Origin of the sequence: Janthinobacterium sp. 75 (assembly GCF_004365495.1) — a bacterium.
GTDB lineage: Bacteria > Pseudomonadota > Gammaproteobacteria > Burkholderiales > Burkholderiaceae_D > Janthinobacterium.
Genome location: NZ_SORD01000002.1, coordinates 45,512 through 55,951 on the forward strand (window position 1 = coordinate 45,512; position 10,440 = coordinate 55,951).

The window sequence follows — 10,440 nt, forward strand, 5'->3', positions numbered from 1 at the left end:
CGAAGTGGGACACACCGCTGGCGGGCAACACAGGCCGGCGACGCGCTCTGCGGTTGCAGAGTTTACAAAAACAAATCCGAACATGGCGGCAACAACGCACTTTAGCAGGGAAGGAACAGCCGAGCCATCCGCATCGCCATGCAGAATGCTGCGCCAAAGAACCTTATCGCCACACTGACTCAAGTCTTCTATAAGACATAAGACTAGCGTTTCACATTATGCACCAGTATCTTACAGGGCGCCACGCTTTTGCGGCGCCAATCAGCGGACACCATCGTTTGCATCAATTCATCTATCAGCATGCCACTCATCCTCTTCAATAAACCATTCCAGGTCTTGTGCCAGTTTTCGCCGCAGGACGGCCGCCTCACCCTGGCCGACCATTTGACCATTCCCGGCATCTACCCGGCCGGCAGGCTCGACGCCGACAGCGAAGGCTTGCTGCTGCTGACGGACGACGGCCGACTGCAACACGAGATCAGCCACCCCGACCGCAAGGAAGCGAAAACCTACCTGGTGCAGGTCGATGGTGTGCCCGACGCCGCCAGCCTGGCGCGCCTGCAGGCGCCACTGGACCTGGGCGATTTCACTACCAAGCCTTGCAAGGCCGTGCGTATCGCCGAGCCGGACTGGCTGTGGCCGCGCAACCCGCCCATCCGCGCGCGCGCCGACAAGCCGACCTCATGGCTGGCGATAACTTTAAAGGAAGGAAAAAACCGGCAAGTGCGGCGCATGACGGCTGCCGTCGGCCTGCCCACCCTGCGCCTGGTGCGCAGCGCCATCGGCCCGTTCTCGCTGGCCAGCCACCCTCTGCTGCCCGGCGAATGGTGTGAAGTACCGGCCGAGAACATTGGAAAAACGTGAGCAGGACAAGAAAAAACGGCGTCAGCAATGAATTTTGCCAATAAGCACTATTTATTTTTAGATAATGCATTAAAATCATCTCACCTTCACATGACGAAAAAGGAAAGATGATGACAAAAGCAATACTGGCACTGACCGCCTCCCTGCTTGCCGGCGCCGCACTGGCCCAATCGGGCGCCCAGGTGCACGCTTCCGCTGCTACCGATGCCGTCAAGCCGCCACCTGCATCGGCTGCCAGCCATGCCTCGGCCGCCACCGATGCCCTCAAGCCGGCAGCAGCCTCGATCAACGCATCGGCGGCGACAGATGCGGCGCGGACCAAGGCCTCGGCCGCAACCGATGCACCGCGCCTGATTCCCCAGCCGCGCAAGACGAAGCAGCCTGCCGCTGAAGCAGGCAAGCCCGTGAAATAGGCGCAGTCCCCGGGATAAGGGCAGCAACCATGTTGCTGTAACCCCACGCTTTCGGCGCCGCCAGGCAGCATGCTTGACCAGGCGGCCGCCAGCATGGCTTAATCGCCGCTTCGCTGCCACCGTCCCGCGCCATGAAAACATCCCTTCGCCGCCTCAGCCTTTCCACCGCCCTGATGGCTTGCGCCAGCATTGCGCAAGCACAAGCGCCACAAGGCAAGAGCTTGCAGCTCTCGGCCGGCATGCATTTGATCCAGGCGGAAGTGGCCGCCACGGAAGAGCAACGCGAACAAGGCTTGATGTACCGCGAAAAGTTGCCAGCCAATGCGGGCATGCTGTTCGTCTTCGGTAACCCATCGACGCAATGCATGTGGATGAAAAACACGCCGCTGCCCCTGTCCGTGGCCTTTATCGATGCCGGTGGCAAGATCGTCAACATCGAAGACATGCAAGCGCACACGCTCGACAGCCATTGTTCGACCAGGACCGTGCCCGTACGCTATGCGCTGGAAATGCATTTGGGCTGGTTCAAGCAAAAGAACATCAAGCCGGGCATGAGCATCGGCAACCTGCCCGCAGCGCGCTAGACCGTGGCGACCGGCCGCTGTCCAGCGCGGACAGGGGCGCAGAAACAAGCGAATAAAAAATGAAAAACGCGAAAAAACCCGCCAGAATAAATCTGCGGGTTTTTGCTTTTCAACCAGTGCCAGCGTGCCGGCACAGGCAAGGCCACCGTGGTGGCTTGCCTGCTGGTGAATATTAAGCGGACAGTGCTTTCAAAGCAGCTGCCAGACGGCTCTTATGGCGAGCTGCCTTGTTTTTGTGGATGATCTTCTTGTCAGCGATACGGTCGATGGTCGACACGGATGCTTGGAAGATTGCAGCAGCTGCTGCCTTGTCGCCGCCCTGGATCGCTTTGCGAGCAGCTTTGATAGCCGTGCGCAAGGTCGAACGTTGGGACGAATTGTGTGCGTTTTGCTTAACTGCTTGACGAGCGCGTTTGCGCGCTTGTGCGGTATTTGCCATGGAATTTCCTAAAACAGGGTCAAAGTGCGTTTGCAAACATTAGTGTTTGCCAACCGGTGCGTTCTGTGCGTCTGCCGAACCATGTGTGCCAAACCAGTGCCTGTCAAACATTAGTGTCTGCGTAACAGAATTCTGTACAGCCTTCGATTATAGCGATATTTTCAAGCGGGGGCAAATCAAAAAACCGTGTGTGACGCCAAAAACACCTGAAAATGGGCCTGACAAGGGCGAATCCGCAGCGTTTGTTACCATATTTTAAGCGTTTAACGGTACAGCGGGCGGCTATAATCTGCCCCCATGAACTTGCTTAAAACCCTCGCCGCCATCTCCAGCATGACCATGCTGTCCCGTGTAACCGGATTATTACGTGAAAGCCTGTTCGCGCGCGCCTTTGGCGCCGGCGCCTACACGGACGCCTTCATTGTTGCCTTCCGCATCCCCAACCTGTTGCGCCGCTTGTTTGCCGAGGGTGCGTTCTCGCAAGCTTTCGTGCCAATCTTGTCGGAATACAAGAACCAGCATGGCCAGGAAGCGAGCAAGCAATTGGCCGACCATGTAGCCACCACCCTCGTCTGGGCAACCCTGCTCGTATCCCTCATCGGCATCGTCGGCGCGCCGTGGTTCGTGTATGCGATCGCCACGGGCCTGACCAAGGACCCCGGCGCCTTCGACGCGGCCGTGTGGATGACGCGGCTGATGTTCCCTTATATTACTTGTATGTCCTTCGTAGCCCTGGCTGGCGGCATTTTGAATACCTGGCGCGAATTCAAGATTCCTGCCTTCACACCAGTGTTGCTCAATTTATCATTCATCGCCGCCTCGCTCTTCCTCGCCCCTTACCTGAAACAGCCGATCTACGCCATGGCAATTGCCGTGTTCGCCGGCGGCTTGCTGCAGGTGGCCATCCAGATTCCTGCCCTGATCAAGATCGGCATGCTGCCGCGCCTGTCGATCAATCCCGCCATCGGCCTGTCCGACGGCGGCGTGCGCCGCGTGCTGAAAAAGATGGGGCCGGCCGTGTTCGCCGTCTCGGCAGCGCAGATCAGCCTGATGATCAATACCAGCATCGCGTCGCGACTGGCCGAAGGCAGCATTTCCTGGCTGTCGTATGCGGACCGCTTGATGGAGTTTCCAACAGCCATGCTGGGCGTGGCCCTGGGCACCATCTTGCTGCCCAGCCTGTCGAAGGCGAACGTGGATGGCGACAAGACGGAATACTCGGCCCTGCTGGACTGGGGCTTGCGCCTGACTTTCCTGTTGGCATTGCCGGCCGCCGTCGGCATGGCAACCCTGGCCACGCCGCTGATCGCCACCCTCTTCCACTACGGTAAATTTACGGCCGAATCCGTGACCATGTCGACGGAACCGCTGGTGGCCTACAGCCTGGGCCTGATCGGCATCATCCTCGTGAAAACCCTGGCGCCCGCATTCTATGCGCGCCAGGACATCCGCACGCCCGTGAAAATCGCCATCGGCGTGCTGATCGCCACGCAGCTGATGAATTTGCTGTTCGTGCCCTACATCGCGGTGGCCGGCCTGGCACTGTCGATCGGCCTGGGCGCCTGCCTGAACGCCACTTTTCTCTATTGGGGCTTGCGCAAGCGCGGCATCTACACGCCCAAGCCTGGTTGGACCAAGTTCTTCCTGCGCCTGCTGCCGGCGCTCATCGTCATGGGCGGCGTGGCCGCCTTCGGCGCACTGCGCATCGACTGGATCGCTATGCAAGCCCATCCACTGTTACGGGCCGGTGCCCTGGCCTTGCTGGTGAGCCTGTGCGGCGTGGCCTACTTTGCCACCCTGTTCCTCGTCGGATTCCGCTTCCGCGACTTCAAGCGCCACGCCTGACAACATGCCTGGGACGTTGTCACCATCACGCATGTTGTAGAAACAAAAAAAACCCGCCTCGGCGGGTTTTGTCATGCTAGCCGGGGAAAAATCAGACGGCTTTGCGGGCGCGGCGGCGTGCCGCAAAACCGACCAGCGCCAGGCCACCCAGCAGCATGCCGTAGGTTTCCGGTTCCGGTACGGGCAAGGCGGACACCGTGCCCACATATTGGCCGTTCTGCAAACCGGTCAAGCCCGAAACACGCACCTCATAGCTGCCAGCCGCCAACGGCCCCGCCCAGCTCAGGCTTTGAATGCCGGCTACCGATGCCCAGGTCAGGTCGCCATAGCCCACCAGTGTTGCGGCGAAGTTGCTGATCGCGCCTTCGGGAACGGAAAACGTTTGCAATGCACCGAAAGACGCCGACGATGGCGTCAGCAGTTTAAAGGTCCACAAATCGTCGATCACCGTATTGGCAGCGAAATTGGTGGTGATGGATGCCCGGGTATCAAAACCGCTTGGATCCAGGATACCCAGATTGTAGGTGGCCGCCGACGCGCTGAACGATGCTGCAGCCAGAATGCCTGCCGCGATAAATTTCAATTTCATAATTTAGCCCTTAAAAGTAATTTATGGCCGCCAAGTGGTGCCAGCCATCGTTTTAGTACCGAAAGTACCAAGCGGAATAGTAGCATAAAAGCATTAGATTAATTGCAAATATTTTATCTTAATTTCATTTAAAATAAGTATTTCCCATGCGAAATGGTTGCGGGCATATAGGGATTTCCCAAAGAAAATAGTTCTCTCCGTATCGCTCCACATTGACTTATAGTTACAGCAGATCGGGGGGGGGCCTGCTGCGCGCCAGCCTCTTCCTGCGGCCCCCGCCACCTCGGGCGACGCGGGTTCAGGCGCTGGCGCTACAGGCATAGGCGCCGGAAGTCTTGCTGGAAAAGGAAGCTGCGCTGTCTCCCCGCAGCGGGCTCGCGCGCCTGTTAAAGGGCTTGCGCGAAGGCAGGCCCTTTTCCGCCGCACCGGCAGAGCATGGCGAACTGTTTCCCCGTCATACAGCGGCATCGTCACGGAGGCCGAGGGCAGCAGTGCCTTGTCGCGCCACCTCGACTACCAGCAGCGCATCGACACGGTGCGCGGAAAAATCGTCAGCGCCTTCATGGTCAGCCATGTGGTGTCCCGTTTTGCCGAAGCCTGCCAGGGCACCGGGTCCAAGCTGCGCCTGCCTGGTTCGTGGCAAGCGCGCGCACCTCATACCGCATGATGACGTGTCCGTGGCGAAACACTGGTCGCGCTGGCCCTACTGCGATGATCTGTGCCTTGCCCCTCGTCGCGCGAGTCTCGCCCGATATAGAAGAACATGTCAGCGATAGCATTTCAACAAGCCCAACGCAGCTGTGATCAAACAGAATCCAGGCAGGCGGCTGCTTTCCGACAGTATCATTTCAGCAACGCCATACTTTACAAAGCAATCCCGGCGCGTGCACGGCAGGACAACATGATATAATTCAAACAAATAAGTTTAGTTACTGACAAGACATTAAGCGGCACTAGCAGACCCAGTGGTGCAGGCCCCATCCATGCCTGACCTTGAAACGCACTCCCAACCTTGCTCGCAACAGTAGCCTGGAAGGGAGAGGCAACAATCGCATGTGGATACACGCGTCAAACGACGCACCCTTCCATGCTTTTTGAGAGATCGATCATGCCAACACCAATTTTCACGCCAGCCTCTTCCCGCCCCTTGCTGCTGGCCGCAGCCTTGATGCTGTTCGGCGCCAGCGCTCAGGCGCAGACGGCCGCACCTGCGCAAAAGAATGAAAAAAATTGCCAGGCCAGCACGCAAGCGGCGAATGGCAAGGCGAAAGATGCCAATCTGGACGGCACTTACAGCGCCTGCAGCCTGGCCAACGGCTTCATCGGCTTCGGCAATCGCATCAGCGACGGCCTCAACAAGACACCGGAATTTGAAGGCGGCATGTCCGACCAGGAATTCCGCAAAGTTCAATCGACCGACAAAACGCACGGCCTGGCTACGCGCCAGTTGCCAGCCGATGCTGACGTCAGCGAGCCGCGCCTGGCGCTCGCCAGCAGCGACCGTAACTATCGTGTTGCCACGCGCGATTTCGTCGCCGCCGAAGAAAACCGTCCCTTCGATGACGCCGCCGGATACCGCGGCCCGGGCCGTTCGTACAACCCGGCCCGCAGTGTCGACGACACTCCACTGATCTTCTCGTCGTCGCTCGGCGAAGGCTTGCCTGTCACTGGCGGTGGTGTTGGCAGTGGCGGCTCCGGTGGCGGCTTCACGGGCGGCAGCGTCATTCCCGTGACGCCGAACATTCCTGCCGTGACGCCGGACATTCCAGCCGTGCCGGAACCGGAAACCTATGCCATGCTGCTGGCAGGACTGGGCCTCGTCGCCCTGGCGCGCCGCCGCAAGAGCAAATAACGCAGCAAGATGAAAGAGGCCCGCAAGGGCCTTTTTTATTGCCTGAAAGAATCAGGCTTCAACGCCGGAAGCGCGCATACGGGGCGGCGAGCGGGTCGCCGATGAACAGGCCCTGGGCTGGCCACAGCACGCTGCCCCAGTACGCTTCCAGTGCCGTGCTGCCGGACAGGTAGCGGCGCAACAGCACGGTCGGATTGGGAAACTTCTGCCAATAGTTGCACGGTTCGCTGACGGTGCCATAGCTGGCCGTCGCACCCGCCTCCAGCCAGCGCTGGCTGCTCATCTGGCTACTGCCTTGCAAGTCACCGCCATACGAGGTCAGGTGGTCGGCCAGGGCGCCGGGCAGGAAATGCAGGGTCTCCAGCTTGGCCACCTTGGCCATCCCCGTCTGGTACACCATGATGTCTTTCGCCCCTTCCAGGCTGTCCGCCTTGAGGTTCTTGATGGTCAGCTTGCGCTGGAGCACGACGCCGGCCGGCGGAAAGAAAGCGGCACGGCTGTTGCGTGCCGCATCGCTGGTCGTCAGGTAATAGGCGCTGGCGGCCGGCACGGAAAAGCCGATGACCTTGCCGCGATCCACCACGGCCTTGGCTTCGTCCACGAAATCGACAGGCAAGAGCATCGACAAGCGCATGCCCAGCTGCTTGTAGGGCTGGCCCACCTCGCTGTTGAAATACGCGCTGGGCTTGCCCGGGCCGCAGGTCTTCGCACATTGATCCCCGTCATAGCCCAAGGTGAAGGCGGACGTGATGGCATTGCATTCGACGGCATATGGGGCGCTCCACACCATCAGCACGGCCTGGATCTCGGGTTTCAGCTGCGCGTCGATGCGCTCCTTCAATTGCGCGAACTGATCTGCGCTGAGATTGCGCGGACGGTTGGGGATATTCACATGCACAACGTTCGCCACAGGGATGGTATGGGCTTGGCGGTAATATTCCCCCACTTCGATACTATTCGGCTCGGCATCGTTGATGACGATGGCCAGTTGCGACGGCTGCAATCGTGGCGCCGCAGGCGGCGCATCGGCGTACGCGATACCGGCGACCAGCGCCAGCGAAAAACAGAAAAAGTTACGCAATGGTGAATCTCGCCCGATGAGGTAGTATCGAAGCCGCCATGTGGCAGCCGCCAGCTGTGCCAAATGATTATAGTCCCATGCAATCGACAGGCGAAACAAAGCGCTGTCCACGTCAAGACGGGCAACCCTAGGTTTTTTCCCTATGCCCCCGTTGTCTGACTGTGCATGTATCGATCAAGTATGTTTCTTCATGAGATCCCAGCAAATGGGATTGCGGATAACAACGCCCCCACCTAAATTCATCTTATCAAATCAGACATGGGAATGCATAAATCAATTTTTTATGCTGCATTATTCTTAATTATCAATTTCCTTGTGGCATCATTTCTTGATAAGTTAGAAATACTATTCGTTGAGCACAACAATATGGATACGGTTATAATTGCTAAAATTATATCAAGCAATCTTTTATTGTACTGGGGCGCACATGTCAGCATGGATGGAATTAAGGGCAGATACCTATCGTCAATTTGGCCGCAGCAGCGCGCTATTGACGCTGCAGGCTGCGATACGCAGTCGCACATTCCGCGTGGTGGCAACGGCCCGGCTATGCCAGGCAGCGCGCAATGCCAAAGGCCCGGGGAAGTTGCTGCTGCCAGCATGCAAGCTGCTGCATCGATGCGCTTCCTCGATGGCCGGCGTGGATTTCCCTTGGCAAACAAAAATTGGGGCCGGTTTTGCCCTGACGCATGGCTGGGGAATGGTCATGAGTCCTGACGCAGTCATTGGCCGAAATGTGACATTATTTCATGGCGTAACGCTGGGGCGGCGTGACCGCATCAGCGCAGATGGACAGCGCATTACGGGCTACCCGACACTGGAAGATGAAGTATGGGTCGGTCCGCATGCGATCATAACGGGCGGCATCACTATAGGGCGCGGCAGCCGCATTGCGGGCGGCGCCGTCGTCAGCGAGAACATCCCCCCGTACTCCATCGTTGCAGGAAACCCTGGGGCAATCATCAAGAGCGACTGCATTCCCGACGTCATGCATCCGGCTCCACTTGACGAGTAGTGCACCGCACAGCCCCAGGCGCCCATCAGACACGCCGATACACATCCTCCAGGCGCACGATATCGTCCTCTCCCAGGTAACTGCCCGACTGCACCTCGATCAGGTGCAAGGGCAGCTTGCCCGGGTTTTCCAGCCTGTGCGTCATGCCAATGGGGATATACGTCGATTCGTTTTCCGTCAACAAGGTCACCTTCTCGCCGCACGTGACTTGCGCCGTGCCGCTGACCACCACCCAGTGTTCGGCACGGTGATGGTGCATCTGCAGCGACAGCTTGCCGCCAGGACTGACCGTGATGCGCTTGACCTGGAAGCGTTCGCCGATATCGATGCCTTCATAGCTGCCCCACGGGCGGTACACCTTGCGGTGCTGCACATGCTCGCTGCGCCCTGCCTGCTTCAAGTGATCGACCACCTGTTTCACGCGCTGCACCTGATCCTTGTGCGCCACCAGGACGGCGTCGTCCGTTTCCACCACAATCAAGTCCTGCACGCCGAGCACGGCCACCATGCGGCGCTCGGCGCGCACCAGGCAATTGCTGACGCCATCGAGATATACGTCGCCGCGCACCACGTTGCCGTTGGCGTCACTCTGCTTCTGCTGCACTTCCCACAGGGCCGACCAGGAACCGACATCACTCCAGCCGATGGCGGCCGGCAGCACCACGGCATGCGCCGTATGCTCCATGACGGCATAGTCGATCGAATCGGATGGGCAGGCGGCGAAGGCCTTCTCTTCCAGGCGGCAGAAATCGAGGTCGCGATAGCCATCGCGCACGGCCGCCTCGCTGGCGGCCAGCATGGCCGGCTGGAACTGCCCCAGCTCGCCCAGATAGCGTTCGGCGCGGAACATGAACATGCCGCTATTCCAGAAATAATTACCGGCGGCAAGGAACGACTGCGCCGTGGCCAGGTCCGGCTTTTCCACGAAGCGCTCGACCTTGCAGCCCACGGCCCCCGGGCTCACGGGCGCGCCGCTACGGATGTAGCCATAGCCCGTTTCCGGCGCCGTCGGCACGATGCCAAAGGTGGCCAGTGCGCCATCGGCCGCCAGCAGAGCCGCCTGGGCGATGGCCTGGTGAAACGCGGCAACATCGGTAATGACATGGTCGGCCGGCAAGACCAGCATCAGCGCCTGCGGGTCGATGGCCAGCAGATAGTGCGCAGCCACGGCGACGGCCGGCGCCGTGTTGCGCCCAACGGGCTCAAGCAGGATTCCCAGCGGCGGCAAGCCGATCTCGCGCAGCTGCTCGGCCACCATGAAGCGGTGCTCATTGCCGCACACCACCAGCGGCGGCATGACGTCGATATCGGCCAGTCCGCTATCACCGGCACGGCGGTTAGGCAGGCCGAGCACGCGCAGCGCCGTTTCCTGCAACATGGTCTTGTCCGTTACCAGCGGCAACAACTGCTTGGGCAGCACGGCGCGCGACAGCGGCCAGAGACGTGTGCCCGAACCGCCGGACAGGATGACTGGATAAATTTTCATGGTGTCATTTCAAAAACAGTTTATTGGGCAGCATACAGGGCCGGCGGGGTTGCAGCGCAGCGCAGGCTACGGCGGTCGCGCGCATTGCCCCAGGCCTCAGTCTCATACTGGGAAACATGCAGCATCTGGCCGGCACGGTCGACACTATAATCCTTGAAGGCGATCCTTTCATCAAGTACCACGCCAGGCGGCACGCGCGTGCCCTGGCCTGCCGCCAATATCATTGCTGTCACGGTCGAACATGCTCCATCAGGGTTGCGCCTGGCTGGCCA

The 10,440-nt window shown here is 59.5% G+C and carries 12 protein-coding genes; 7 read left to right on the forward strand and 5 right to left on the reverse strand.

Annotated elements, in window-relative coordinates:
• Positions 1–300 precede the first annotated feature (300 nt).
• The 3 genes from C8C89_RS24540 (at position 301) to C8C89_RS24550 (ending at position 1,861) form a co-directional block, all read left to right on the forward strand.
• Positions 301–864: a pseudouridine synthase gene (locus C8C89_RS24540; RefSeq protein ID WP_101484374.1), complete on the forward strand. Its 564-nt coding sequence runs from the start codon at positions 301–303 to the stop codon at positions 862–864.
• Between the two features lie 110 nt (positions 865–974).
• Positions 975–1,277, forward strand: a complete 303-nt coding sequence (locus C8C89_RS24545; protein ID WP_243858396.1) for a hypothetical protein — start codon at positions 975–977, stop codon at positions 1,275–1,277.
• 131 nt (positions 1,278–1,408) lie between these two features.
• Entirely contained in the window at positions 1,409–1,861 is a 453-nt protein-coding gene (locus tag C8C89_RS24550; protein ID WP_133993696.1) for a DUF192 domain-containing protein, read from the forward strand.
• A gap of 172 nt (positions 1,862–2,033) precedes the next feature.
• On the opposite strand, the gene rpsT is transcribed toward C8C89_RS24550, so the two are convergent.
• The gene (gene rpsT, locus C8C89_RS24555; protein ID WP_010395935.1) at positions 2,034–2,300 is read right to left on the reverse strand and encodes a 30S ribosomal protein S20; all 267 of its coding nucleotides are present in this window, start codon (positions 2,298–2,300) and stop codon (positions 2,034–2,036) included.
• A gap of 297 nt (positions 2,301–2,597) precedes the next feature.
• Between rpsT and murJ the strand changes: the two genes are divergently transcribed.
• On the forward strand, positions 2,598–4,145 hold the full coding sequence (gene murJ / locus C8C89_RS24560) for a murein biosynthesis integral membrane protein MurJ (RefSeq protein ID WP_133993698.1): 1,548 nt from the start codon (positions 2,598–2,600) through the stop codon (positions 4,143–4,145).
• Between the two features lie 91 nt (positions 4,146–4,236).
• Here murJ and C8C89_RS24565 read toward each other — a convergent pair whose 3' ends face one another.
• Positions 4,237–4,734 (reverse strand): FxDxF family PEP-CTERM protein, encoded by a 498-nt coding sequence (locus C8C89_RS24565; RefSeq protein ID WP_101484371.1) that lies wholly within the window; start codon positions 4,732–4,734, stop codon positions 4,237–4,239.
• A 496-nt stretch (positions 4,735–5,230) separates the two neighbouring features.
• Here C8C89_RS24565 and C8C89_RS27210 point away from each other — a divergent pair, with 496 nt between their 5' ends.
• On the forward strand, positions 5,231–5,401 hold the full coding sequence (locus C8C89_RS27210; RefSeq protein ID WP_180338602.1) for a hypothetical protein: 171 nt from the start codon (positions 5,231–5,233) through the stop codon (positions 5,399–5,401).
• 441 nt (positions 5,402–5,842) lie between these two features.
• Positions 5,843–6,586, forward strand: coding sequence for a PEP-CTERM sorting domain-containing protein (locus tag C8C89_RS27445; RefSeq protein ID WP_243858398.1), 744 nt, complete (start codon positions 5,843–5,845; stop codon positions 6,584–6,586).
• A 58-nt stretch (positions 6,587–6,644) separates the two neighbouring features.
• Here C8C89_RS27445 and C8C89_RS24580 read toward each other — a convergent pair whose 3' ends face one another.
• Complete coding sequence (locus C8C89_RS24580) at positions 6,645–7,667, reverse strand: TIGR03790 family protein (RefSeq protein WP_101484370.1); 1,023 nt, start codon at positions 7,665–7,667, stop codon at positions 6,645–6,647.
• 427 nt (positions 7,668–8,094) lie between these two features.
• Between C8C89_RS24580 and C8C89_RS24585 the strand changes: the two genes are divergently transcribed.
• Entirely contained in the window at positions 8,095–8,682 is a 588-nt protein-coding gene (locus C8C89_RS24585) for a serine acetyltransferase (RefSeq protein ID WP_101484369.1), read from the forward strand.
• 25 nt (positions 8,683–8,707) lie between these two features.
• Here C8C89_RS24585 and C8C89_RS24590 read toward each other — a convergent pair whose 3' ends face one another.
• On the reverse strand, positions 8,708–10,168 hold the full coding sequence (locus tag C8C89_RS24590; RefSeq protein WP_133993700.1) for a mannose-1-phosphate guanylyltransferase/mannose-6-phosphate isomerase: 1,461 nt from the start codon (positions 10,166–10,168) through the stop codon (positions 8,708–8,710).
• A 20-nt stretch (positions 10,169–10,188) separates the two neighbouring features.
• The gene (locus C8C89_RS24595) at positions 10,189–10,401 is read right to left on the reverse strand and encodes a hypothetical protein (protein ID WP_208327813.1); all 213 of its coding nucleotides are present in this window, start codon (positions 10,399–10,401) and stop codon (positions 10,189–10,191) included.
• Positions 10,402–10,440 lie beyond the last annotated feature (39 nt).